This window comes from Neorhizobium sp. AL 9.2.2, from assembly GCF_013317225.1.
Lineage (GTDB): Bacteria > Pseudomonadota > Alphaproteobacteria > Rhizobiales > Rhizobiaceae > Neorhizobium > Neorhizobium soli.
The window spans coordinates 104,003-127,516 of the sequence record NZ_JAALXU010000011.1; the positions used below are offsets into that span (position 1 = coordinate 104,003).

Annotated in this window: 24 protein-coding genes and 1 pseudogene; 13 read left to right on the forward strand and 12 right to left on the reverse strand. The window is 56.0% G+C overall.

What is annotated here, in order from left to right; translation table 11 throughout:
* Positions 1-5: 5 nt before the first annotated feature.
* Entirely contained in the window at positions 6-1,043 is a 1,038-nt protein-coding gene (locus G6K99_RS22925) for a calcium-binding protein (protein WP_174198073.1), read from the forward strand.
* Positions 1,044-1,095: 52 nt separating this feature from the next.
* Here the strand turns inward: G6K99_RS22925 and G6K99_RS23365 are convergent.
* Together G6K99_RS23365 and G6K99_RS22930 are read right to left on the reverse strand one after the other, a co-directional pair.
* Positions 1,096-1,491: pseudogene (locus tag G6K99_RS23365) on the reverse strand (iron chelate uptake ABC transporter family permease subunit); the annotation flags it as partial.
* A 29-nt stretch (positions 1,492-1,520) separates the two neighbouring features.
* Entirely contained in the window at positions 1,521-2,540 is a 1,020-nt protein-coding gene (locus G6K99_RS22930) for an ABC transporter substrate-binding protein (RefSeq protein ID WP_174198074.1), read from the reverse strand.
* A 578-nt stretch (positions 2,541-3,118) separates the two neighbouring features.
* Between G6K99_RS22930 and rpsU the strand changes: the two genes are divergently transcribed.
* Positions 3,119-3,358 carry a 30S ribosomal protein S21 gene (rpsU, locus tag G6K99_RS22935; protein ID WP_174198075.1) on the forward strand — a complete coding sequence of 80 codons (240 nt, stop codon included), beginning with the start codon at positions 3,119-3,121 and terminating at the stop codon, positions 3,356-3,358.
* An 83-nt stretch (positions 3,359-3,441) separates the two neighbouring features.
* Here rpsU and G6K99_RS22940 read toward each other — a convergent pair whose 3' ends face one another.
* Entirely contained in the window at positions 3,442-3,675 is a 234-nt protein-coding gene (locus G6K99_RS22940) for a hypothetical protein (protein WP_174198076.1), read from the reverse strand.
* A 307-nt stretch (positions 3,676-3,982) separates the two neighbouring features.
* On the opposite strand from G6K99_RS22940, the gene G6K99_RS22945 reads away from it, so the two are divergent.
* A complete protein-coding gene (locus G6K99_RS22945) occupies positions 3,983-4,486 on the forward strand; it encodes a PAS domain-containing protein (protein ID WP_174198077.1) in 504 nt (167 codons plus the stop codon).
* 971 nt (positions 4,487-5,457) lie between these two features.
* Here G6K99_RS22945 and G6K99_RS22950 read toward each other — a convergent pair.
* Entirely contained in the window at positions 5,458-5,682 is a 225-nt protein-coding gene (locus tag G6K99_RS22950) for a hypothetical protein (protein ID WP_174198078.1), read from the reverse strand.
* A gap of 604 nt (positions 5,683-6,286) precedes the next feature.
* On the opposite strand from G6K99_RS22950, the gene G6K99_RS22955 reads away from it, so the two are divergent.
* The 4 genes from G6K99_RS22955 to G6K99_RS22970 all read left to right on the forward strand — a co-directional run bounded on the left by G6K99_RS22955 (position 6,287) and on the right by G6K99_RS22970 (position 9,795).
* Positions 6,287-6,721 carry a hypothetical protein gene (locus G6K99_RS22955; RefSeq protein ID WP_174198079.1) on the forward strand — a complete coding sequence of 145 codons (435 nt, stop codon included), beginning with the start codon at positions 6,287-6,289 and terminating at the stop codon, positions 6,719-6,721.
* Positions 6,722-8,708: 1,987 nt separating this feature from the next.
* Positions 8,709-9,077 (forward strand): response regulator, encoded by a 369-nt coding sequence (locus G6K99_RS22960; protein WP_174198080.1) that lies wholly within the window; start codon positions 8,709-8,711, stop codon positions 9,075-9,077.
* Between the two features lie 146 nt (positions 9,078-9,223).
* A complete protein-coding gene (locus tag G6K99_RS22965) occupies positions 9,224-9,586 on the forward strand; it encodes an ArsR/SmtB family transcription factor (RefSeq protein ID WP_371816280.1) in 363 nt (120 codons plus the stop codon).
* 23 nt (positions 9,587-9,609) lie between these two features.
* On the forward strand, positions 9,610-9,795 hold the full coding sequence (locus G6K99_RS22970; RefSeq protein ID WP_174198081.1) for a hypothetical protein: 186 nt from the start codon (positions 9,610-9,612) through the stop codon (positions 9,793-9,795).
* 92 nt (positions 9,796-9,887) lie between these two features.
* Here the strand turns inward: G6K99_RS22970 and G6K99_RS22975 are convergent, their stop codons facing one another.
* The 3 genes from G6K99_RS22975 to G6K99_RS22985 form a co-directional block, all read right to left on the reverse strand.
* Entirely contained in the window at positions 9,888-10,886 is a 999-nt protein-coding gene (locus G6K99_RS22975; protein ID WP_371816287.1) for a sensor histidine kinase, read from the reverse strand.
* Positions 10,887-10,890: 4 nt separating this feature from the next.
* Entirely contained in the window at positions 10,891-11,121 is a 231-nt protein-coding gene (locus G6K99_RS22980) for a hypothetical protein (protein WP_174198082.1), read from the reverse strand.
* A 614-nt stretch (positions 11,122-11,735) separates the two neighbouring features.
* A complete protein-coding gene (locus tag G6K99_RS22985; protein ID WP_174198083.1) occupies positions 11,736-12,140 on the reverse strand; it encodes a helix-turn-helix domain-containing protein in 405 nt (134 codons plus the stop codon).
* On the opposite strand from G6K99_RS22985, the gene G6K99_RS22990 reads away from it, so the two are divergent.
* Entirely contained in the window at positions 12,111-12,974 is an 864-nt protein-coding gene (locus G6K99_RS22990) for an NADPH-dependent F420 reductase (RefSeq protein WP_371816281.1), read from the forward strand. The two genes, G6K99_RS22985 and G6K99_RS22990, sit on opposite strands and share 30 nt — an antisense overlap.
* 42 nt (positions 12,975-13,016) lie before the next feature.
* Complete coding sequence (locus G6K99_RS22995; RefSeq protein WP_371816282.1) at positions 13,017-13,733, forward strand: NADPH-dependent F420 reductase; 717 nt, start codon at positions 13,017-13,019, stop codon at positions 13,731-13,733.
* Between the two features lie 220 nt (positions 13,734-13,953).
* Here G6K99_RS22995 and G6K99_RS23000 read toward each other — a convergent pair whose 3' ends face one another.
* Positions 13,954-14,847 carry a LysR family transcriptional regulator gene (locus tag G6K99_RS23000; RefSeq protein WP_174198085.1) on the reverse strand — a complete coding sequence of 298 codons (894 nt, stop codon included), beginning with the start codon at positions 14,845-14,847 and terminating at the stop codon, positions 13,954-13,956.
* Positions 14,848-14,948: 101 nt separating this feature from the next.
* Here G6K99_RS23000 and G6K99_RS23005 point away from each other — a divergent pair, with 101 nt between their 5' ends.
* Entirely contained in the window at positions 14,949-16,247 is a 1,299-nt protein-coding gene (locus G6K99_RS23005) for an MFS transporter (RefSeq protein ID WP_174198086.1), read from the forward strand.
* A gap of 12 nt (positions 16,248-16,259) precedes the next feature.
* Positions 16,260-17,402 carry a mandelate racemase/muconate lactonizing enzyme family protein gene (locus tag G6K99_RS23010; RefSeq protein ID WP_174198087.1) on the forward strand — a complete coding sequence of 381 codons (1,143 nt, stop codon included), beginning with the start codon at positions 16,260-16,262 and terminating at the stop codon, positions 17,400-17,402.
* Positions 17,403-17,718: 316 nt separating this feature from the next.
* Here G6K99_RS23010 and G6K99_RS23015 read toward each other — a convergent pair whose 3' ends face one another.
* The 4 genes from G6K99_RS23015 to G6K99_RS23030 form a co-directional block, all read right to left on the reverse strand.
* Positions 17,719-18,591 carry a hypothetical protein gene (locus tag G6K99_RS23015; protein ID WP_174198115.1) on the reverse strand — a complete coding sequence of 291 codons (873 nt, stop codon included), beginning with the start codon at positions 18,589-18,591 and terminating at the stop codon, positions 17,719-17,721.
* Between the two features lie 43 nt (positions 18,592-18,634).
* Positions 18,635-19,519 (reverse strand): glycosyl hydrolase 53 family protein, encoded by an 885-nt coding sequence (locus tag G6K99_RS23020; RefSeq protein ID WP_174198088.1) that lies wholly within the window; start codon positions 19,517-19,519, stop codon positions 18,635-18,637.
* Positions 19,520-20,038: 519 nt separating this feature from the next.
* On the reverse strand, positions 20,039-20,218 hold the full coding sequence (locus tag G6K99_RS23025; RefSeq protein ID WP_174198089.1) for a DUF3606 domain-containing protein: 180 nt from the start codon (positions 20,216-20,218) through the stop codon (positions 20,039-20,041).
* A gap of 297 nt (positions 20,219-20,515) precedes the next feature.
* Positions 20,516-20,782, reverse strand: coding sequence for a WGR domain-containing protein (locus G6K99_RS23030; RefSeq protein WP_174198090.1), 267 nt, complete (start codon positions 20,780-20,782; stop codon positions 20,516-20,518).
* Between the two features lie 1,334 nt (positions 20,783-22,116).
* Here G6K99_RS23030 and G6K99_RS23035 point away from each other — a divergent pair.
* Both G6K99_RS23035 and G6K99_RS23040 read left to right on the forward strand, forming a co-directional pair.
* A complete protein-coding gene (locus tag G6K99_RS23035) occupies positions 22,117-22,731 on the forward strand; it encodes a hypothetical protein (RefSeq protein WP_174198091.1) in 615 nt (204 codons plus the stop codon).
* Positions 22,732-22,946: 215 nt separating this feature from the next.
* The gene (locus G6K99_RS23040) at positions 22,947-23,435 is read left to right on the forward strand and encodes a hypothetical protein (protein ID WP_174198092.1); all 489 of its coding nucleotides are present in this window, start codon (positions 22,947-22,949) and stop codon (positions 23,433-23,435) included.
* Positions 23,436-23,514: the final 79 nt, after the last annotated feature.

The window sequence follows — 23,514 nt, forward strand, 5'->3', positions numbered from 1 at the left end:
AACACATGCCCACATTCTACGGCAACGATTACGCCAATACCGTCTATCAAGACGACTACGATTCCGATCTAACGGTATACGCCTACGGCGGCAACGACAGGATCTATCTCAATCTGGTCGGCAAATACGGCGGCTTCAATACGGTTTACGCAGGAGCCGACAACGATCTGGTCCGCAATTCCTTCGAGGGCGGCAACGAGATCGACCTCGGCTCCGGCAACGACAGTTACATCGCGACAGGGTTTTCCACTTCAAGCAAGCTATATGATGTCGTCTATGCCGGCAGCGGTAACGACGCTCTCGAAGTCTCCACCTATCACAGCGACTATTACGGCGAGACGGGCAATGACGCCTTCTTCTCGGTCGGCTATCGCAACTATTTCAACGGTGGCTCGGGGACCGATACGATCAGCTATGAGACGCAGGACGAGGATGATGATCTTGAAGGTCTCGGTGTCTCCCTCGATCTCGGCAAGGGCACGGCGCAGACGCTCGGAACCAGTTACAAGGAAACCCTTGTCAGCATCGAAAATGCCATCGGCACCGGCGCCAGCGACAAGATCTATGGATCATCCGCTGCCAACAAGCTCTGGGGCGATGCCGGTAACGACCTTGTTGACGGCAAGGGCGGCAACGACACGCTCTACGGCGGCGCCGGTAACGACGACCTCTATGGCGGCAGCGGCAACGACAAGCTCTATGGTGGTTCCGGCAACGACCATCTCTATGGCGGATCGGGCGCCGATACGTTCGTCTTCACATCGATTTCCGATTCGAAGGCAAACAGCAGCCGCGACATCATCCAGGACTTCAGCCGTTCGCAAGACGATTATATCGACCTGCGGCCGATCGATGCGGACACGACCTTCGGCGGCAATCAGTCCTTCGATTTCATCGGATCGAAAGGCTTTTCGGGCGAGGCAGGCGAGCTGCGCTTCAGCGGCGGCATTGTCTCGGGCGATGTGAACGGCGACGGCTACGCCGATTTCCAGATCAAGATCGCGGGCCAGACCAAAATGTTCGACAGCGATTTTTTAGCCTGATCCATCTAGCAGTTTCGCAAAAGGCGCCTTCTGAAAAGAGGGCGCCTTTTTGTGCACCGACGAATGCGCCCGCAGAAAGTGAGATCGACCCGGCACCGAGTCCGAGGATGATCACGGCGACGGTCCCGGTCGAGGCACCGGCGGAGATGTCGAGGACATAGAACTCCGAGGATTAGGCAGCAACGACTGCAGGATCGCGCCCGAGAGGCCGAGCCTGCCCGCAGAAGACGGCGACTAAGCCCGGCTCAGGCGATAATCCCAAATAATCGTTTCGTGGATCAGGTTCAGGTCGACACTTGTCCAACCCATCTGGTTGGGAATAGCGGCATACGTCGAGCAGAGCGGGGATCGGCATGTCGCCAATCCCGACGCCGAAAATCAGCGATATGCCAATGGCCGAGGCGAGCAATGTGGCGGCAAGTGCAATGAAGCGACTGTAGAGCCGCACGCCGCCGCCCCTGATACTGGACGCGCTCACTAACGCAGGCCAAGCACCTTGAGCTGCTCGGCGATCTTTTCTGCGCCAAATATGGTCTGGATTGTCGGGTTCATGGCCTGACCCTCCATGATCACGATGGCATTGTTCTTGACGGCCGGCATCTGACTAGTGCCAGAATCTGTCTTCAAAAACTTGACCTTCGCTTCTGCCTTATCGAGTTCCCAACGATTGCGGTCGACCTGAGCTACCACGATGACGTCAGGGTTGGCAGCAATAATGCTCTCCCAGCCAAGGGCCGGCGAATCTGCCTCAGATGTAATTGCATTTGTTCCCCCCAGAACCTCGGCGATGAAGCCAGACGGGGTATTTTTCCCAGCAAGATAAGCGTCCGCGGCAGGCGATGGGCTAGAGAACCAAAACAAATAGGATAGCTTTTTGCCATCCTTGGGCATGTGTCCGCGAAGGGCTGCCTCGCGCTTCTTGAGATTTTCGATGAGCGCTTCACCGCGGTCGCTCACGTCGAAGATTTGCGAGAGTTCTTTGATCTCATGGTAGAGCGCCGTCATGTTCCACAGCTGGTCGCGGTTGCCATAGCCGAACTTGTCCTTCGCAACACCTTCGCCAACGCATGCGCTCGGCGACAGGTAAGCGGGGATCCCAAGCTTGTCGAAATCTTCCCGTTTTGAGACCTTGCTCGACGGGCCCATCAGGCTTGGTAGTGCCGCTGCGACAAAATCGGGCTGCTGGGCAAGGACGGATTCGAACGTCGGAAACTCGATGGAGAGAAGGTTTACCTTGGCATACGCGTCCGCGAGTTGTGGCATAGGCTTGTTCGGCCAGAAGGCGGTCCCCACCATCTTGTCGTCTAGGCCGAGCATCATCATGATCTCAGCGCTGCCCTGGCCAAGACCAACGGCGCGCTGCGGGGCCTTGGTGAATGTCACCTTCACGCCGCAGTTTTCAACAGTCAGAGGATAGGCCGTGGAAGCCGCCGCCACCGAGTGTGTAGTGACGCCGAGCAGAGTGCATAAACCTGCGATTGCCAGTATTGTTCTCATTGTCTGCCACACCTTCATGTCGAGGCCTGATCTAGGCCGGTATCCGTTGCGGTCGTCTAACTATTTTTGAGCCCGAAAACAAGACTCGAGCGCTCATGTTTTGCATCTCTGCATGCCGTCGCGTAATAGCCTTGAACTCTTGGCTCGCTGGCACGAACGATCCAAAGGTTGCTGGTGGGGGATGCCCGCTGATTGGCTTGGAAGAGGCGTTTGTTGCTGTGGAAATGCGTTTAGTGCAGGCGCTCCCATCAGCTTTGCGACCCGGCGGAAGGGCGGCCGTGAAACCAAACAAATATAGGACTTGTCTGTTAGTCGGCTAATGAAATCGCGTAATGCACGTTATGGAACTAACTACAGAATGGATGCCTGGACAAAGGTGATTGCGTTTGATGCCCGTGCATAAGAATTCAAAACCAATTTCTCGATCCGATACCATCCGAGTTGGACGGACCGTCCACTGACCCGTCGATGGACAGGGCGGACGGCTCGACGATGCCCGTCACCGTACTCAAGGATTGAATCCCGTTCAGGCTTGTGGCTATAGAGAAGGTGGAAACAGTGAAGCTTGAGGAGCAACAATGCAGATACAGGTCAGAGATAACAACGTGGATCAGGCACTGCGCGTTCTGAAGAAGAAGCTGCAGCAGGAAGGCGTCCTGCGGGAAATGCGACGTCGCGAGCACTACGAGAAGCCATCCGAAAAACGTGCGCGCGAGAAGGCCGAAGGTATTCGCCGTGCGAGAAAGCTTGCCCAGAAAAAGCTGAACCGGGAGCTCGGCATAGTCCCTGCGAAGTCGAAGCCCGCCCGAGGTAAGTAGGCCCTCACTCACCAAGCTGCTCGTTAAGCTCGGCTGTCTCCCATGGCATACCGCTCGAAGAAGCTGCCATGGAGGAACCGCTCTTATTCCGCCGTCAGACGTCTCGACGCGAACACTGCCTCCATCGCTTCCACGACCGCCTGCTCTACCGACATCTCGAAAACCACTTCCGGTCGGGTTGCCAGGGCTAAAAATGTCTCTTCGATGAGATCATCCTTTTCTGGTCCCGCCAGGTGGTATCTTAAAGCGTATCGTCCAAGCAGGGATTGAAGCACGAGCTTGTCGTTGTCCGAAAGACTACGCACGGACCTGTTCATTGAACCCTCCCAGTCAGAGGTCCTCCCGACCTCGTCCTTTCTTCCGAAGGTCCGTAATCTACAACAAACGTCGATCACGACAAGCCTGATGCGGGGACGCCTTTAAACAATGGCTTAGCCGTAGAACGTTGCAAACCTTTCCAGTTTCCGGTGCGGACTGGCTGAACATCTGAAGCTTTCCCGTCTTTGCGATGTTCACAATCGATATGGCTTACTCCAAGCCTGTGGCGTGCACGTTGAACGACGATTGACCATTGTCGAAGACACTAATTTGGGTTGTAGTGTCGGCGTAGAGAAGAGGTCCGACATGGGGAAATCGCACAGTGGTCTCGTCGAAGGCGTACTCAGCGGTGGTGGCTTTTACTCCTGGTCGTTGACGACGAACAGGCTTACCGCGGATGCGGCGTTTGCGGCGATCTACGAGATCAGCGAAGCCGATCTGGCGAGAGGGATTCCAGTCGAATCCATCCTTGAGCGTATCGTAGCAGAAGATCGACCTCGCCTCGCCGAGCGCATCCACGATGTCATTCTTGGGGGCAAGCCCTTCGTTTCGCCGTATCGCATCATGACGCGTGACGGACGTATAAGATCTCTACTGAGCATGGGATCTTGTGCGAACGATCAGGATGGCGTGCCCTCCACCTATTCTGGGATCGTGCTTATAGCAAAGGAGGTTGAGGTGACCGTCAAGGCTGCCGGGCTGAAGATGCAGATAGAAACTGCAATCGATCTGGCAAAGAAAGAAGGGCTTGAACTGACCGAACGCTACTTGTCGTCGGCATTGCGGTCTCTTTCTTCCAAAGGATCGTAGAACTTACTCAACTGCCTGAGCACTCGTTGAACCATCTCCCTCTTCCCGATGTGGGCATCCTGGTCATCTATGGGACGGATCGAAGCTGTCCGAATACGGTGGATCAACTCCGCTAGCTTTTTCTCTTCGTCCATGTCTGTACCCACTGATTAGACTTGCAAAGCCATAGCGTCCAGTAAGAGGCGCTATGGCTGCTACGCAAGTCCTGAGCGACACAGAACAGCAGTCGAGTTGGCACGTTGTTAAGGGATGATGCCGAAACGCTCGGACGCGGCCTGTTATAAAGGTCGGTCGTTGGAGGGCTAGTCGTTGGCAGGTTCTTCGACGTCACGGGTACCGTCTACCGCGGATTGACGATCACGTTGTCTACCGGGTCGTTTGCTTTGCCGGTCTCACCCGTCTCTGAGGCGGACTGTGAACGTTACGGTTTCACGAAAGCCGCCCTCACCCATATGAAGGACCGAAAAGGATATGGGATGAGGCTTCTTTACTCAAATGGCGACGATTAGGCGCTTGGAACCAATCGGCTCGGTTTGCATTCTGACAACAGCAGACACATGTTTACCTCCCCCGGTCATGCTACGTGTCTGCTGAAGATCGAAAGCCTGTCCGGCGGTGGCTCCTTCCGGATAGGCTTTTTTGTTTCTGGCTACTTATCTCAGTTCGCAGACGCACTAACGGCTACCGCCGATCCCATCGCTCTGCGACGTCCGTTGCTGATCTGACAGACTCAATCCCGATTAGATCGGATGATGGGAAACGATACTCGCCACCGTCTTGGCTTACTAAGTAAAGGCCGTCCGGTGACAGCATCACCATCGAGCACAAGAACACACGCTCGACATCGTCTTGAAAGACCGTAACGATGTATATGCTGTCCATGTATATGCCCCGGTCCCCATACGATCATCACACGTAGTCGAAAGACTGGAACAAATCGAGTCTCGCCAGCAAACAACGTTGTTAGTTAGCTAAATCGAATATTCTTGTTGCAACGGCTTTAAGATCGAGATCTGATTGCCGGGGATAAGTTGGATAACCTTCTGAGCCTCCAGTAGACAGACAGCATCTATGATTGCTTCCGGGTCGAACCCCATGTCAATGAGCGGTGCCCCGATGGCATAGATGTTGACGCTATCGCCCGGCTTCAAATCAAGCTTCCGCAAGCACTTAATGACATCTTCCACCGCGTCCATGAAGCGCTACTCCCGAACGAACCGTGGCCGCCATCCCCTCGCCGCTCCGTAAGAAACGAACGTCGATGCTATCAGTAGCTGTCCATGTAGGAAGGACGCGTCGGCAATGACGTGCCTAAGCGCGGCAACAGCATCGCCTTCGTGCGCGGCCAATAAGGCTTCCGCATGATCGATCTCAACGTCATTCGTTGTTACGGCTTGGATAATTGCTGACATCTCGCACCTGATCTGGAAGGGTAACGTTCTTGTTGTGTTCTCATTAATCACATGAGTCAACGGCTTCTTCCGCACAATTAACAATCGGAACTAAACTGACGGTTTGTCATTTCCTCTACAACCATAGGAAAGACTTCATGCCTTATCTGGCCAGTTCCAAAAGACGCACACCCGCCCCACCCTCCTCGATCAAACCTCACCAAAACCATCTGATGACGGTTGTTTTAATGGGCGTGATGATTGCAGCAGTCTGCTTGACTTCCGCGTTCTTGGCGTAAGCGACAGAGCGATCACCCCCCCCTCACTACTACAACTCACTGACTAAAATTAGCAATTACGAATACTCGCATTAATGGCAGAATTGGTATGATTCGATCAGGGGTTTGAGATGGCCTTCAGTGAAAACGACGTTCCTAACTTAGGGTTCTACAACTGGAACGTGGTGGATAATTGCCTTACCGGCGATGCGATATTCGCCAGTCTCTACGGGTTCACTTTGGATGAGGTGGTTAGAGGTGTGACCATCGAAGACGTCATGGCACGCATCATCCCCGGCGATCGTGAGAGGGTGGCTTTTGAAGTCCACACCGGCATACTCAGTGGTGAGGCTGGCTCCACCTGCTACACCGTATTTGACGGCTTTTGTTTGAAAAAGGTCATGTCGATTGGCAGATGCCTACACGATACTACGGGCTTGCCTTCATTCTACACAGGTACGATTTTCGAGCGACCAGATCGGCAGCAGGACGTTCCGACAGACGTTTCTGGTCATAATGTCGTGCCGTTCCAGCGACTATCACGCTTAGAAGGGCCAGCGCTTTAACACGACATAAAAAATATGTTGTTGAGGAGACGTCATACCTTCGGAACCCTCACGAACATCGGTAGAATAACCAAGAACCCCGCCCTCTTTCCGGGCTACTCGTGCACCTCGCAACGCGAGAAAGGTTCAGCTTTGCGGCCCCCTAAGCCTAATGGTAATGAAATGGGTAAAGGTTAGATTTGCCACCTCAACCAATGGCTATTTTGAAGGTAACTGCTGGACCTTGCCAGATCCTATCGACACCAATGGATACGACTGCCGATCTCTGCATTACGCTGAATTGATCTGGATGGCGCTACGGGACAAAACCACATCCGACAGAGCCTTATCGTATCGAACCGTAATTCCAGGGTTTGAAGTGGTGACCGGCATAACGCGAGTAGGTCCAGTTTCGTAAATCTGAAGTGTGAAATAGCCTTGATTCACAAGGGGTCTGGGAGGCTATATTTCCGCTTTTTTCGCGAGTTGCCGCAATCGCACGTCCCACCACAAAAAAAGGGAAGGCTGTCGCGAAGACAGAACCTTCCAAGTCAGAGGTCCGGGTTTGGCTTCGGACCAGCCGAAGGACTATCAACGCCACCCTTGTGAGGCAAGCTCACCAACAGGCTGTTTTCAACGACTGGGGACTTGGGAAGGCCAACTTCCATCAGCCTTCCCGTTGAAACGACGCTTCATGCGGGGAGCATGTTGAGGGCAACCGTTCCAAGTCGAGACAATGGTTCTGACGTCCTACCGCTGAACCATCGTCACTTGTCGCCATAGCCGGAGGAATCAACTCTCGGCAACAACCCCAGCGTAACAATGATCCGTTTAAGGAACAATGGTCAGATGCGCTTGGCGGCAACAGAGGGGTTAAAGTGAGGATTGTAGCGGAGCATGTCGGGAGCAGGTACCAATTACTGCCGACATGCTCGCTGAGCTACTGGTATTGCGGCACCAGACGCAGCACAGATATGAGCGATTCTGATTAAGGAAGCATTGTGGATGGGGAGCACCTCATCTCGCGAAAATAGGCGAATGGCAAGTCAGGATGGCCTTGACCTGCCCTTCTGCCGATTGGGAAGATCGCAACTTTTAGGGAACGAAGCATCATGCGGTCACGATAGCTATAGCAACGGCTCACATCACATTAATGACAATTAACCCGAGCAAGAGACAGACAATCGCCAGGTTGAACCATCGTAGCCGCCGTCTCCAACGTGATGCTGGTGACCACTGACCGAACCAAGAAGGCAAAGGCTGTGATCTGATACCTTTGCCTTCTTGGAAGCCGACAACGACCGAGACGTTCATGCTTGAAAAGCCCGTCCCGGTCGTCACGCATCTCGGCAAGGCGTTGCCAAGACGCTGACTGGTTATCAGGCTTTTGTTTAAGGAGTTATTGCGGGCTCATCACCGGTCTTCAGTAACCAACCGTCGTTTTAGCGGGCGTGTCGGTAGAAGGTAACCACCAACTCCAACACGCCCGCTCCACCATCTGGAACGGCATCCCAGAGGCATGTCACCAGGCACGAGGGGGTGTCCTGCTGGCAACGCGTCAATATTAGAAGATACTACTATAAATGCAAACAAGGATATAGCGAGCAATAGTGATAATGGTCTCAGTTAGGCAGCAAAGTTCATCCATCGAACATGTGTTGTGCGCGGCCCGCACGGTAGCGCCGAAACTCTCTGCTATACGTGTAATGCTGTCACATTCGGACGAATCGCGAACGATTTTTAAGGGCAGATCATGCTGATGGAGACACGGCCTCCCCTCAAGCCGGGTTCGACAAGCACGATCGACATCTTTTCTGGCTTTCTCCTCCCAGGCTGACGTGGGGTTGCCGCGCTGACCACAAATGTTCCGACGACTGAAGGTCGTCGTCCCTACAAACTCGGATCGAGTTTCCCTCAATGCAAAGTTGAAGTTAATCCGTAAAACAACTCTCATTTAGGAACGATATCCGCACGGTTCTGTTGTCCCGCCACATGCAAGGGGTGGGTGATGCGTAAAGTACTGGTAGTCGACGATGAAGTTCTGATCCGTCTGACCGTGATGGACGCTCTTGAGGATGCGGGCTTTGAGGTCATTGAAGCGAGTACGGCAGACGAGGCCATGGACAAGATGGACGATGGGGCAATCCACTTCCTGTTTACCGACATCCAGATGCCCGGTCGTCTTACAGGTGTTGACCTCGCCAACGAAGTGGCGGCGCGGTTCCCAGGTGCTGGGATAGTAGTCGCATCGGGCCGTATCAAGCCATGCGACGTCGACTTGCCCCCGTCGGCTCATTTCTACTCGAAGCCATACGACCTCGACCTGATTGTCGCGAGGTTCGAGGCTATGTCCCGCGCGCAGATCAACGATAGCTGACCGCTTCAGGTCGGAAAAGACAATCTGCCGTTCCGGTCTGTGATCATCGAGTTCGAATGGTCCCGTACCAGACCTTCCTGGCCCATCATGCGCAGACCTACCTTCCCCATACCGGGGAAGGACGTTGTGCGCCCGGAGATACCACGATGCGTATGACCATGCCCTCGGCGACGGAAATTGCCCAGGCCTCCAGCTTCCTGACTTTGATCGGGAACGGGAAGCGTATGCTCATCCTCGATATCGTCAGCCGAAACGAAACCTCGGTGGGTAAGCTGGCCGTCATGGTGGGCATGGGACAATCTGCCTTGTCACAGCATCTGACCATCCTGAAGAACGCCCACCTGGTACAGACGCGACGCGACGCCCAGACGATCTATTACAGAAGCGAGTCTGCATCGGTCGCTTCGATACTGGCGGTCCTCTACGAGATTTTCGACATTGAGGTTCCCGGTTCCCGAGACGTCGAAGGTGTCGACGAACCCATGGTCGTGGAACTGCTCAGGCAGTAAGCGCGACAGCAGGAGATGTCGGCATGAATATCATCGTAGTCGACTTCCACGCGCGCTGGCGGGCGCCCGTCGTCATCATCGGAGACGAGCCGTCATCGACCATCACCATCCTTGGTCCGGCCGACGCGTTGCGGTATCTGAGGACGTGCGCGGTCAGGTCGGACAGGGTTTACATCCGTGCAGTCGATCTCTGCCAGCAGCCCTCCTGAACGGCGTCGACCCGGAACTGTCGCGTCCGCATATTATCGCGGCGTGCGCCAGCGAAGGTCTCGGGGAGCAAAGCTAAGGCTGGACGAAACGATCAGGAAGCCAGTCGGTTCGCGTCGAGCTTAAGCGTGACCAAGGCCCCGCCAGGGGTCCAGTTATAGGAGAGCGTTCCCCCGAGGTGGCCGGCCACGGTCCGTTCCAGCAATTTGCTGCCGTAGCCCCCCGCGCCCTGCGGTGTCACGACTTCCGGACCGCCCTGCTCGGTCCAGGCAAGAACCACGTCGTCTCCTTCGATCGAGCCGGAGACGTCAAGCGTCCCCGTCGCAGCCGAAAGAGACCCGTACTTGAGCGAGTTGGTGGCAAGTTCGTGGATCACCAGCGCAAGACCCGTCGCCGCCGCCTCGCCCACGCCCATCCGTGGGACCGCCACGCGGATGCGGCCGGAGAACGCCGCCGTCTCGTCGTAGGGAGCGAGAAGGATGGTGATGAGGTCGCCGAGCAACGCGGCTGTCCCCTGCCCGCCCGGCAGTGGTCTTACCAGGTCGTGGGCACGGCCAAGAGCTGTGAGCCGCTCTGTGAGCTGTGAAGTCATGTCGGCGATCGAACTCGAAGACCGCGACGTCATCTGGGTCAGCCCCGACGCGATGGCCAGCAGGTTCTTGACGCGATGGCTCATCTCGCCCGCGAGAAGCTCGTGCCCCTCTTCGGCCTGCTTGCGGCTAGTGACGTCGAGGAAGATACCCGTCATCTGGCGGGCGACGATGTCCTCGTCGCTTCCCTGGCCGCGTGCCGATATCCACCTGACGTCGAGACCGCTCAATATTCGGAAGTCGATTTCGTAGGAACCGATGACAGCACGGGTGGCAGAGAACGCAGCCCTCACACGATCACGGTCGGCCGGATGTATCATTGCGGATAGATGTTCGAATGACAGGACCCCATCTGCCTCCACGCCCCAAAGCTCGTATCCCCGTCGATCCATCAGGAACGCGTCGGTGTCGACATTCCACGTCCATAGGGCCACGCCCGCAGCCTTGATGGCGCGTCGTAGCTGGCTGGAGCTCCATTCGGCGTTCTGATCGGTCAAGCGGATACCCTCAAAGATCGTCTTTTCGGGCGCGCTTGGCGATCAACCCCGCGGATGCAATCGCGATATCATCGGCTTCCTTGGCGAGGCGTGCCTCACGCAGCCGCTGCGTTTTCGCCTCGCGCGCCTGTACGACTGCATCCAGTTCCTCGACGGCATGGTTGCGCGCGAAGAATTGTGTCTGCGTTTCGTCGAACGCGATCTCCGCCTGCTGCCTGGATTTCGAATGGTTTTCCGTCATGGTGTCCCTGCCCTCGTTCACGCTAAAATGTCGTCGTCGATAACGTGTTTCACCGACTCGATGCTTATCTAATCCGACGTGCTGTATCGGCGTTCGATTCCTTCGCAGACCATGAACAGGCCATCCGAAGAAAGCATGGCAAAACTACAGATAAAATTGCGCTCCAGCCCATCGTCGACCACGGAAACTACGTATGCATTCTGCATGGAAACATCCCCAGAATGGAAGCCTAGCAGATCAACGCAGCCATAGAAACGAAATCTAAGCACATCTCAACCGTCGTTCTTACAGGTTCGGGGCGGACAGCTTAGGCGCTCGCTTCTCCCCCGGTTGCCGTGTAGGCAAACAAGAAAACCGATGCGTTCGCGATCCCCCTCCCGTTCACGCTTACGGTCTTATCCGATATGAAATGGCTCACCACGATCAACGAAGACCTCGCCTCGGGTTATCACCTAGTCTACTCCTTCCTAACGGTCGGTCCTGGATCCAAAGCGTCCAGTGATCTGAAGCTGATCGAGGTCGAGCGCTGATCGCCGCTCAAGAGGAAGTGCTACTTTTGGGTAAGGGGATTGAGGCTGACGCAAGGTGCTTAGGTCAGGTGGACTACGATGCCTTCATAGTTGCGGCGCACTGATCTTCTCGGACGTTATTGTCGGCTCGCCCAACGTCTCCCGTCGCATGAACGCCCAGTCTATCAACTCCGCCATCGCGGGGCCAAGCGAGATGCCCATCTCGCTCAGCTCGTACTCCACTCGCGGTGGCACCTGCGGAAAAACGGTTCGGGTGATGATCCCATCCTTCTCCAACTCCTTTAGCTGTTGGATCAACATCTTCTGATTAACACCCTCGACCCGCTTCTCCAGCTCCGAAAATCTCAAAGGCCCTTTCGCACCGAAGAGCTGGCAGATGATGACGATCTTCCATTTCCCTTCCAGCACCTGAAGTGCATCTCTTGTCGCCGCTGCCCACACAAGTTGCTGCTTCGGGTCATGACAACGCCAGTCTCTTTCGATCGCCATACTTACCTCCATGTAGGTAACCCACCTTTTGGTAGGTTCTTGCCGCTTTATCTAGCTACACCTACTCTAATTGGTGAAGTAGAAATAGGAAGCCAAGATATGAAGATCGGAATCATCGGCGCAGGCAACATTGGCGGCACCCTCGCCCGAAAGCTGGTCGCCAGCGGACATTCCGTCAAGATTGCAAATTCGAAGGGTCCGGAGACGATCGCTGAACTAGCACGTGACATCGGTGCGACCGCGGTCGTTACAGACGACGTTGTAAAGGATGTGGAGGTTCTGATCCTTTCGGTCCCGTTCGCAACCTATCCCAAATTGAGCGATCTGGTGACCAGCGTTCCGCAGGACGTTTCGGTGATCGACACCTCGAACTATTACCCCTTCCGAGACGGCGCGATACCAGAAGTGGATGCTGGAAAACCGGAGAGCGTATGGGTCACCGAGCAGATCGGGCGTCCGGTTACAAAGGCATGGAACGCTGGCCTCGCCGCAACGCTTGCAGACAAGGGACGGCCAGCAGGCGAGCCTGGTCGCATCGCACTTCCCGTTGCAGGTGATGAGGCGAGCGGGAAGGCCGTCGCGATGACCTTGGTCGAGGAGACGGGGTTCGACGCGTTTGATGCAGGCGGACTTGCCTCATCTTGGCGGCAGCAGCCGGGCACGCCTGCATACTGCACCGACCTCACCCGTGCGGAGTTGTCAGTCGCCCTACAAGCGGCGGACCAGTCCCGTGCTCCCGAGAACCGCGACAAGCTGATCAAGCAGTTTTCCGAGACGGGCAAGATGCCAAGCCACGACGAGGCCATTGCTCTCAATCGTGCAGTCACAGCGTAAGGAGATCGATTATGAAGATAGGTATTCTAGGCACTGGCCACATTGCAAAAAACTCTTGTCCAAAGGCTGGCCGCCGCAGGACATGATGTAAAGGTAGCAAACTCCCGTGGGCCGGAGACGATCGGGCACGACGTGCTCTCGTCTGGCAGTCGTGCGGTTACCGCCGCGGAGGCTGGTATCGATGTCGACGTACTTATCCTCTCGATCCCGTTGAACCGCATCCCCGAGACTGCGGCCAGTTTGGCCAGGATTGCTGAGGACACAGTGGTTATCGATACTTCGAACTACTATCCTATGCGGGACGAGAAGATCGTAGCCATTGAGGATGGGCAGGTCGAAAGCCAGTGGGTCGTGGAGCAACTCGGCCGCCCGATCGCAAAGGCATGGAATGCGATTGGCTCGGATAGTTTTGCCCGTTTGAACACCCCATCGGGAAACGCAGATCGGATCGCCATCCCCGTAGCGGCCGACAATGATCGTGATCGCTCGATCGCAATGGCGTTGGTCGAAGACACAGGCTTCGACGCTGTGGATGCTGGGACGCTGGCGCAGTCGTGGCGGCAGCAACCTGGCGCGCCTGCATATTGTACCGACCTGACGAAAGCTGAGATGCCTCATGCCTTGGAGTCGGCCGAGAAGGAACGTCTGCCAAAGCGTCGCGACCTAGCGGTAGCTGCCATCATGGAGCGCATCGGCGGCGGCGGAAAGAATCCCGTAACGGACGAACTTGTCCGCATTAATCGCGCATTGTTCATGTAACATCTGGTCAAGAGGTCATCCCGTCTGAGGGGTAGCCTCTCCTTGTGCACGGCAATGTTCATAGCTCCGCCTGTCGGACCGGATCCAACGAAGCATCGGGCTTGGTAGTCGGCCGGAGGCGGATGTTAGCAACTCGACTGATGTGACCCGCATGTTCGACGCGATTAAGTCGCCGACTACGGTTCCACGAGCCTCGTGTCGAACATCTGGAGCATGGGTTTTACCCCAAATACTCCATCTCCCCGACGACACGTCTGATCAGTTTGCTCATCGCACCGACTTTGACATCGTCAACCACCGCGCGGGAAGCAACATAGAGTCTCCCGTTGTCTGCGGGAGGTGACGACTCGACAATACGAACGCCGCCATCGCGGACGTAGCGCTCGGCCATCCGCACGGGGAGAAGCGCGGCGCCCAGACCGCCGGCGACCAGTTCAGCAATGACGGAGACACTGGTGCATACGCTCATCTGCGTGGGCATCAGCCCATCTGCGGCAAACCAGCCAGTGACCTGACGGTACATCGCGGAAGGGGCCGGATTGGTGACGACCGGAAGCAGCCACATGTCCCTCGGCGTAATCGGCTCGGCAATCTCCCAGGCCTTCGGCACCACCCATGTCGTCGGCTGTGTACCAAGAGGTACCAGCGACATCTTTTCATGACCGATCGGATTTAGAATTACTGCCATATCTAGACTATCCTCGAGAATCGCAGCTTCAAGGGTGGTGCTCGTCGACACGTTCCATTCAGGCTTCAGATGCGGGTGCTCGATACGCATCGCTTCAAGCAATGGAGGCAGGCAGTTGACAGCGAAACCCTCGGCTAGACCTACCCTGATTTGCCCTACAAGCGACTGTGTCGAGTGCTTCTGCCTGATCTCTTCGAGTTCGCCGAGAATGTTGGTGATGTGCGGGAGCAAAGCCTTACCGCTCTCTGTCACTGACAGGCCGCGGTTAGTCCGCTCGAACAGGTCTTCTCCCAACACATCTCGTAGTTCCTTCAGTCGAAGCGACACCGTCGGCTGGGCGAGCTTGAGGTGATCGGCCGCGCGCTGTGCCGAACCCAGCTGCACGGTCCAGTAGAATGTCTCGAGTTGAGCGACCGTCAAGCGCATTATTATTTTTCCAAATGTTGCAACGTCAGAAAATCAGATTTGATCGTGAATTACAATTATGACTAGGTGAATTTCGAATAAGCCCTTGGAGGAGGACAAATATGGATTTCGAGAGCGCGATCGTCCGCAAAGCCGCGTGGCGCATTCTGCCTATCATCATGATCTGCTATTTCGCCGCGTTCCTCGACCGCGTGAATATCGGGTTCGCCGCACTGACGATGAACAAGGATCTGGGATTCACTGCTTCCCAGTTCGGGTTTGGAGCTGGGATTTTCTTTCTTGGATATGTCCTGTTCGAACTACCCAGCAACATCGTCCTCTCCAAAGTTGGCGCAAGGCGCTGGATTGCCCGTATCCTGATCACCTGGGCGATCCTGTCTGCAGCAACTGCTTTCGTCTGGAACCCTGCGAGCTTCTACGTCGTCAGGATTCTACTGGGCGCCGCCGAGGCAGGCTTCTTCCCCGGCATCATCTTCTTCATGACGCTGTGGTTCCCGGCGCAGTACCGCGGCCGAATGTTTGCAACTTTCAACATCGCGGTGCCCTTCTCGACGATCATCGGAGCACCTCTGTCTGGCTACATCATCGAAGCCATGAACGGGATCGGCGGTTTCAGCGGATGGCAGTGGATGTTCATGTTAGAAGCCCTCCCAGCCCTAATCATGGGATTCGTGGTCTTCTTCTATCTTCCAGAAACCCCGGAAAAAGCGGCGTTCCTCACATCAGATGAGAAAACGGTTCTGATGAAACGGCTTGAGACCGAGAAGAACGCACGTGAGGCAAAGGAGAAGTTTACGATCGGCTCGGCCTTGCGCGATCCACGCGTGCTCCTGATGTGCTTTATCGCAGTCGGTCTCGTCATGGGAACGACAGGGATCGCCATCTGGATGCCTCAGTTCGTAAAGGAATTCGGCCTTACCAACATGCAGACGGGATTCGTCACGGCCATCCCCGCCATTTTCATGGCGCTCTCGATGATCCTTGTCGCACGCAGTGCTGACCGCACCGGTGAACGCGTCTGGCATGCTGCCGGTCCTTTCATCGTCAGCGCCTTGGGATTCATCTTGGCCGCTTTCGCACCGTCTCCACTGATCAGCCTGCTTGGCCTCACAATCGGGGCTGCGGGGATCGGCGGAGCATCTCCGAACATCTGGATTTTCCCGTCGACACTGCTGACGGGTAGTGCCGCGGCAGCAGGCATCGCCCTGATCAACTCGGTCGGAAGCACCGGGGGGTTCTTCGGCCCGTCGATCATCGGCTGGGTTCGCGATGCCACTGGCGGCTTTCAAGGCTCGCTGCTGTTTTTGGCTTTCGCCATGCTCCTGACAGCGATCGCCATCCTGATACTCGGCCGCTCGATGCGCGAGATGATGCAGGCCGCTGACGCTCGCAAGGCGTAAGGGAGAACGTTGTTGAAGATCAAACAGATTAACCTGTACCATCTGAGTGCGAAGCTGCCGGAGACGATCGGAAATGCGAAAGTGTTTTTCGATCGCCGGGATACCCTGCTTGTCGAGATAGTAGGCGGCGGGCTGTCCGGATGGGGTGAGACCTGGGCTCTCCCTGCCGCTGCCTACAGTCTAATCGAGTCCCATCTCGCGCCGCTGGTGCTCGGCCAGGATCCCCAGCACTACCGTCGAATATGGGAGGACATGACGCGCGCGTTCGAGTCCAGAAGCGGCGTCGCGATGATGGCCGTAGCCGCAGTCGACATGGCACTCCATGATCTCGCCGCGCGAGAGCGTGAGATTCCACTTCATGCATTGTTGGGCGGTGCTCGCCGCACCAGTGTGCCGACCTATGCAAGCGGCCCGTTTTTCAAACCGAACGGCCACCCCTATCGTGACTTCGAGCGAGAAGTCGAAGGATACCTTCAAGAGGGCTTCAGATCGATCAAGCTTCGCAGTGGCTTTCGTCCCGAAGATGACGCCAAGGCTGCGTTAATGGTCAGAGGCATGATCGGCCACGAAGCGGATCTGATGATCGATTTCAATCAGTCCACGACACCCAGGAATGCGATCAAGACCTATGATCTCCTGAAGGAGGCTGATCCCTTGTGGATCGAGGAACCGACGATACCCATAGACCTCGACGGCTACCGCCAGGCATCGGCACACATCTCCACCGCCATAGCAGGAGGAGAGACGTTCAGTGGGCCGGCTGACTTCATGCCGTTTCTCAACGCTGGGGTAATGGATGTGCTTCAACCAGATATCGCCATATGCGCAGGACTGACTGGCGTGTCCCAGGTCGCGGTGCTTGCCGATCTCTTCAACAGGCCGCTTATTCCGCACGTATGGGGAAGCATCGTGAACTTCCAGGCGGCACTGCATCTCACGGCAACGCTCACCTCTCACCGGGCGGGTGGAACGACCCCTTTCCCTTACATGGAATTCGATGTGGGTCCGAACCCGCTACTCGATCTGGCGGGGCGACCGAAAGTCACGGCTGGAAGCACTTTGGAAGTCCCGGATGAACCTGGCCTTGGCGTGGATATCACGCCTGGGATGCTTGAACCTCACCTTGTGAAATTCACAACCCTTGAGGCCAACTGAGCCATTCAGATCATGGGAATTGCGCGACTTCGCATGTGTGCAGAACGACAACAAGTGGAACAACCCAGTCTACGATCTATTAAGTGGACAGACAGGTTCAGCGCGGCACGGCAATGCATGGACTTCCCCGGCGCAAGACCGGATAGCGACTGCGGAGCGTGCCGCGTATCCTATGAGCGGAACTAGAAGACCTACCTGCGAAATACATGCAGTTTTCAGAAATGCGGGGCTACTAATTCTACCGATATGCCTCCAGTGCGTGTTCCCGTAGCCTGAGCGCCATGGACACAACTCATGACACAGGCAACAAGACCGCTCAGTGCGATAACTGTTTCGCCCGCTTCCGGCTCGCCGCTCGTCGAGCGGGCCGCAGTTCCTCAATAGTCGGTTGCCACCATTCCGCTCCATCGGCCACGGGCGTCTTCGAGGGCGACGCTTGCACAAGCTCTTCAAACGTAGGTTTCCGCCAAATTCCCCAGACGTGGCCATCGGTGGCGCCAGGGTAGAATTCGCCGACGACTTCCGGTTCGACGAGTTCCCCGGTGAACTCTTCGAAGACAACCAGTCCATACTGGATTGCGACGACACGGCCGAGTGGCGGTAGCTTGTCGATGTCTAACGGATAGCGTCGCCGCTTCCGCTCTGCGGTCCGCGCCTTCGACTTCGCTTCCTGTTCGGTACCCTTCCTCTCTTCGGCGCGGCGTCGCCTTTCTTCTGGTTCGTTCCGGCGCGCTGCTTCCTCGATTTCTGGCCATCGCTTCTTGAGCTCTCGGTACGACCGAAAGGGAACGTGCCATAGCTTGAGGTCGCTATCCCACCGCGAGTAGGGAATCTCGCGAAGCCTCTCGACGACTGTCCTCGAATAGGGAGTGTTGATCCGCAATCCCGCTCTTCCAAGCTCAAGATAGACGCTCGCGATCGGATCGAACTCAAATGCGTCCCTGCCTTTCGCATCGGCGAATGCATCGGCTTCCGCCTCCAGCTCCGCGAGCCACCGCGTGAAACGACGAGAGGCAGTGGGACCTGGGACGAACCATGCTTGGCGGGCGTCACTCCACCGTGCACGGGGGAAGCGTTTCCGGAACTGCTCCACGGTCATTCTGTCGAACGGAAAGCTGACATCAGCACCGAGCCTGGTGTCGGCTTTATTCGTCGGTTCGACGTCGTCTGGTGTAGCTTTAGCGCTCATAGCCATGTCAACGCCCATCGGCCTGGTCAGGTTTCAGTCAGGACTATGCCGCCGCCCGGAAGCGTAGGGCGGTCAGCTCAGCCGAGAGGTTTGGGTCGACAGACAGGTCAGACCGTATGAGGCCGTGGCTCCAGCGGTCACCGGAGAATGGTCGATGCCAAGGAGGGCAGTCCACGATTGGATACCAGCACACCCCAGCTATGACAGCACCATGGAACACCGCGATATCGACCTGCTCCAGCACGTGCCGTAGCCAACCACCCTTGTTGAGGCCGGGATACCGGCGGTGGTGGACGGGATGTCCGTCGTGCCAGCTTGTCTCCGATACCATAATCGGCTTGCGGTAACGTCTCCATGTCGCGAGCAAGACCTTCACGAGCGATGTTCGGGCTGTATGCGGGTAATAGTTCACCCCGACGACGTCCACATCGACCGCGGAAACGATCGCGTCTGTCGCCTCGAACTGGCGCTCGCCCACTCCGGTGATGGGGTCGTTCGTTAGAATTCCGACATCGGGATGATGATCCCGAGCGACCTTTGCCATCAGCACTGCGATCTCGACAGCTTCGTGACGCGGCATCCCGGCGATCATTGGATAGAGCGACGGCTCGTTGACAGGACAGAGCCACAGCTTTTCATTTCCATTCACCGCAAGTGCCGCCTCGGACGCGATACGAGCACAGCGCACTGGATCCTGATTGCGATGGTAGTGGGAAAGATCCCAGATCGCTTGAACGTCCGCGTCTCGTGCTGCTGCAAGGCGAGCGAGCGCGTGGTGTCCAGGAACCAGGCCGTCGCGGATCGTGAGAAGTCCGTACTCGCGAACGATACGGAAATGGTCGGCCAACCGGTCATCCGCCGTGTGCCCGGTCGTAATCAGGAGATCATGACGACCGCGATGGACGAGGCCGCACTCGAAGCCCGCCATGATGTTGCTTCGGAAGAGTCCGGCAAGCCGAAGCGGGAGCGGCAGTTGTCGAGTCAGGTCCATCGCTTTCCATACCACGACCACGTCAGGCCTCGTACATGACGTCAGCGACTTCGCTCCGTCTTCGGAATGAAGCGCACATCAGGTCGACTTCTGCCGAAGCGCCACCATGATCCGTGTGGACGACCTTACGGTATTTGTCGAGATCTGGCCGACTATGCAGTCAGGTTCGCCACCAAGGCCGTTTCCCGTCTCGGACGGCGACGTGTACGAGCACTGAAGTCGCAAGCAGAATGCCAGAGACAAGCGCTGCCACCGAAAGCAACCCGCCGTTCGAGATGTCAACCTTGGCTTTCAAGCCCACGTCTCTCGTGAACATGAGAGATGCGTCTGCCGTCTGTCTATCGGCTAAGAACTCGTTGAGCGTGCCACCATTGTGAGACACGTTTCTGGACGCGTCTCGCGTCTGGAATGGCTCAGGGGCGACCTGGTCGGAGACCGCAGGAAGCCTGCGCACGCTCAACTCTTCTTCTCCAGTTCGGCCTCGACCTTGTCACGGCTGTTGCCAGCGTTCCTGACTGCAGATCTTACCTCATCTTTGGATACGTTTTCTTTGGCGGCTTCGTATTTGACTTCATGTTCCTGTCCGCCCGCAACACTTTCGCGGTCCTGAGCACGTCCTCGGGATGTGGTCGCCATTGTATATCCTCCTGATTGATTGGCTCAGGAGAACGCGACAGGGATTCGGTAAGTTCCGTGCGGCTGGTCTCACAGCTATGGGACAAAAGCTTTCATCAAGTCGTGATCACGGTCTCCTGGGCGGCTAGACGGTTCACGTGACTACCGAGTCACTGCTCTCGCCGTCTTTCCCGCCTCACCGACCGGTGGATATCCGATTGGGAGAATGTACTCAACCAGACGAACTGCAGCTTGTGGCAACGTGAACTTTCATCGGTTCGCGACAATCTCGGTTTGGCGGCTTTGGACCAATGAGCATCAGTGGATCGACCCATCCTGCAGAGGCCGCGGCTTATATCCTCGGCCGCGCTTTTGTCTCACCATGTCCAGGAAGTGCTGTAGCGCTTGAGATTGTTCAGCGAACAGGTCGATCCTCAGGCGACCGCGGGATCCTACCCTCCCCCAGCCACGACCTACCGCGTAGTCTCCGAACAGTGTCGGTTCAATTGACACTCTGTAGAACCGGCACATGTTACGACTACGATCGACACGGACGAGGTGAACCTGAAACTGTTGAGTGCTCATAGCAGTCAGACTGAGAGATAACGCAATCCAGGTCCAACGACAGTTTTAAATCGGTACGACGAGATCGATTCACAGCGTAAATGCCAGGATCAGAACCCGAAAGCGCCGAAGCCTCCGGCGCTGGTGTCGGAATCGAAACTGGCGGAAATGGGAGGCCCGGGGACCCTGCAAATTTCCCAGGAATTTCGAAATTCCTGGCCGAAATTTCAGACCCTTGTTTCTTCCTACGAACTCTAGGATCAAACATCATCGAACCCTATTCCGGGAAGAGCCTTACTGCCCCGCAATAAGGCGGTTTGGCGGACGACGCTGCTGTGGCGTACTCGGCTGCACCGTCGTCGGTCTTCGAAACTGTTGGAACCCTGCCCTCGCAGATGAACTTGGTCCTTGCCTCCAGCCATTCAGTAGCATGCAGCGTTTGAGGTATTCCTGCCGGCTCACTTCATTGGTGATCGCGTTTTTTAGCACCAAAGACGTAGCCCGGTGTCCCCATGGCGAACATCCCCTGCTCCGTTGACATCGCGTTGATCTCGCACTGCGCCGACGCGTATTCCAGTTCAGGCCGGTCCAATTCGAGAATACGACCCAGACTGGCAGCCCACCAGAGCTGCAGCGCACGCGACGACAATCGTAGTGTAGATGACATTTCGTTTGTTCATTGCCTATGCTCGCTTCGATGAGAACGAACGGCGCTGAGCGGACCGTGATCCAGGAACTGGAGAAGTTGCAACGCCGTTTGGCTGTGGTCGGTTAGCGCGATCCTGAGCCGGTCTTTTCACCACGCCTCACCGCTCTGAATACGGATTCGCTTGAAGAGGTCCCGGCCTTTCTTAGAAGCCAATGGCCGTGTCTCATGCGTTGGTCATAGTTCAAGCAGTAGGTTTGATCTTCGCCAGACGCCGAACGTTCACTCAAGTTGCAACGGAAACTGCATACTTGGAAGGAACGGAGCGCCAGAGGCTCTGAGAATTTTGAAGCAAATTCGAAAACCGGCCAAACTTCTAGCTGTCATGGCTATGGCTGCAACCGCCCTGCCACTTGAGTTGGTCACAGATGTTGGATCTTGCCCGCGGTCGATGTGCAGTATCTGCATGTACGAAGCCAGAACCAGACAGATTTAGTCCAGAATGCTACTGTCGGACGGCCACCCCTTACGCGCCGTCGAAGTCGACCATTGAGATATTGTAGATGATTTCTGGTCGCCACTCTGGGTAGTCCGGTCTACGCACGACCGAACGCTCAGGTTATCGAAGCCGCGTGGTTGATCTTAAGCCTTCTTACTATGGTAAACGTAAATGTAAACCTTAATATCTATGGTTAAGTACTGGATATTATTGGATTTCGTTGACGTTGAAAAGTTTCGTGCCATGCTTTTACTCATCGCCGGCGAAAGAAGTGCCGGACCAAAACTCAAGGAGACGGCCATGGACATTTATCATACGAAGCAAAGACAACCTTTTAAGACACCGCACAACAATTCGGGCGACAAAATTATCTACGTAAATTTTGGCGCTCCTAAGCGCCTTGCGGCCCGTTGCTTCAAACGTCCTGCGCTGTTGCGCATCAACCCGCGGCCCCTACCCTGCTTTCTGAACGACTATGAAGGGTTTCGAAACCGGGCAGACACTGATCCAGAATTCGCTACTGACTTGAGCCGCTTCGGCATCAAGGCGGCTGACCTCTGCGCCTCAGTCTCGATTTTGACTAACGCAGCTTTTCGAACTGGTACCCGTGTAGAAGACCTTCAGCGCGTCTCAGATTTCGCATCAGAAGCTGTTTGGGGTCCTGTCTGCGCCGGCAATGCCAACTGTTCCGACAGCTTGCGACCGGAGGTGCTCCGAACCCTACTGTTTATTGCCCGGTTTCAAGCCGATCACCCGGCAGACAAACTCGCGGTGCTGCATCGGCATGTATCGGCTGCGCTTGAAAGGTCGCGCGCTGCTGGCTAGGAAAAAATCCAAAAGATTCAGAGGAAAATACAGTGAGGCAAGCAAAATATGTCGAGTAACGTTACTCAGTGTAATTTGATTTATCCTGTAAGGATATGCAACGCCCGTGCTTTTTCTACATCTAATCATGATTAGTAAAAGACCGTTTCCGCACAAATGGCCTTTTCCGAAATTCGAGAAATCCGGAATTTTGACGTCACAGTAAGGAGTATCTCATGACGCCTGCCGATCCGACCAATTTTTCGTCCAACCTCATCTCGGAACGTTACCTGTGCGTCGAGTGGGCTTACACTTCCGGGCTGATTACCAAGCTTTCCGCAACCCATCCCTTGATCCGGATCGACCGGATGACGGTAAGGCAGTATCTCGACCGGGCAATCGGCTACCTCGTCCAGGAAGGCGTTGCACTTCGTAGCATCTGGGGCCTTGCAGACCTGGTCGAACCCGAGGCGTTCAAGAAGATCATCGATCCTGCTCTGTCACAATCGCCCGCCGCTGCCCAGTGCATGGCGCTCGTCCTCCTCACGACCGCACGGGAATGGTTGAACGTTGATCTCGACCACCTTGCACAGCTCGAAACAGCATCAAACCATCTGCCGGGTATTGCCACTGACCGTAGAAGGGCGATGGCGGCACACCGTCTGGCAAGGAATCACGCAACTACGAATTCCGGCCGCCACTCCGCCCTGAAACACCCCGCTTAAAACCACCCATCACAAACAACGGCTTTTAACATCGGCAGCTGCGTCGATGAACGAGCCACTGTGCCAGAAAACGAGAAAA

Excerpts from the sequence above, each read along its gene's own strand:
- G6K99_RS22925 (WP_174198073.1), top strand. The coding sequence starts at position 6 with ATGCCCACATTCTACGGCAACGATTACGCCAATACCGTCTATCAAGAC.
- G6K99_RS22990 (WP_371816281.1), top strand. The coding sequence starts at position 12,111 with ATGACAACGCCAGTCTCTTTCGATCGCCATACTTACCTCCATGTAGGT.
- G6K99_RS23025 (WP_174198089.1), bottom strand. The coding sequence starts at position 20,218 with ATGGCGACCACATCCCGAGGACGTGCTCAGGACCGCGAAAGTGTTGCG.
- G6K99_RS23015 (WP_174198115.1), bottom strand. The coding sequence starts at position 18,591 with ATGAGCGCTAAAGCTACACCAGACGACGTCGAACCGACGAATAAAGCC.
- G6K99_RS22955 (WP_174198079.1), top strand. The coding sequence starts at position 6,287 with ATGGCCTTCAGTGAAAACGACGTTCCTAACTTAGGGTTCTACAACTGG.
- G6K99_RS22985 (WP_174198083.1), bottom strand. The coding sequence starts at position 12,140 with ATGGCGATCGAAAGAGACTGGCGTTGTCATGACCCGAAGCAGCAACTT.
- G6K99_RS23000 (WP_174198085.1), bottom strand. The coding sequence starts at position 14,847 with ATGCGCTTGACGGTCGCTCAACTCGAGACATTCTACTGGACCGTGCAG.
- G6K99_RS22960 (WP_174198080.1), top strand. The coding sequence starts at position 8,709 with ATGCGTAAAGTACTGGTAGTCGACGATGAAGTTCTGATCCGTCTGACC.
- rpsU (WP_174198075.1), top strand. The coding sequence starts at position 3,119 with ATGCAGATACAGGTCAGAGATAACAACGTGGATCAGGCACTGCGCGTT.
- G6K99_RS22965 (WP_371816280.1), top strand. The coding sequence starts at position 9,224 with ATGCGTATGACCATGCCCTCGGCGACGGAAATTGCCCAGGCCTCCAGC.
- G6K99_RS22940 (WP_174198076.1), bottom strand. The coding sequence starts at position 3,675 with ATGAACAGGTCCGTGCGTAGTCTTTCGGACAACGACAAGCTCGTGCTT.
- G6K99_RS22945 (WP_174198077.1), top strand. The coding sequence starts at position 3,983 with ATGGGGAAATCGCACAGTGGTCTCGTCGAAGGCGTACTCAGCGGTGGT.
- G6K99_RS23020 (WP_174198088.1), bottom strand. The coding sequence starts at position 19,519 with ATGGCGGGCTTCGAGTGCGGCCTCGTCCATCGCGGTCGTCATGATCTC.
- G6K99_RS23005 (WP_174198086.1), top strand. The coding sequence starts at position 14,949 with ATGGATTTCGAGAGCGCGATCGTCCGCAAAGCCGCGTGGCGCATTCTG.
- G6K99_RS22980 (WP_174198082.1), bottom strand. The coding sequence starts at position 11,121 with ATGACGGAAAACCATTCGAAATCCAGGCAGCAGGCGGAGATCGCGTTC.
- G6K99_RS22970 (WP_174198081.1), top strand. The coding sequence starts at position 9,610 with ATGAATATCATCGTAGTCGACTTCCACGCGCGCTGGCGGGCGCCCGTC.
- G6K99_RS23030 (WP_174198090.1), bottom strand. The coding sequence starts at position 20,782 with ATGAGCACTCAACAGTTTCAGGTTCACCTCGTCCGTGTCGATCGTAGT.
- G6K99_RS23040 (WP_174198092.1), top strand. The coding sequence starts at position 22,947 with ATGACGCCTGCCGATCCGACCAATTTTTCGTCCAACCTCATCTCGGAA.
- G6K99_RS22930 (WP_174198074.1), bottom strand. The coding sequence starts at position 2,540 with ATGAGAACAATACTGGCAATCGCAGGTTTATGCACTCTGCTCGGCGTC.
- G6K99_RS22950 (WP_174198078.1), bottom strand. The coding sequence starts at position 5,682 with ATGGACGCGGTGGAAGATGTCATTAAGTGCTTGCGGAAGCTTGATTTG.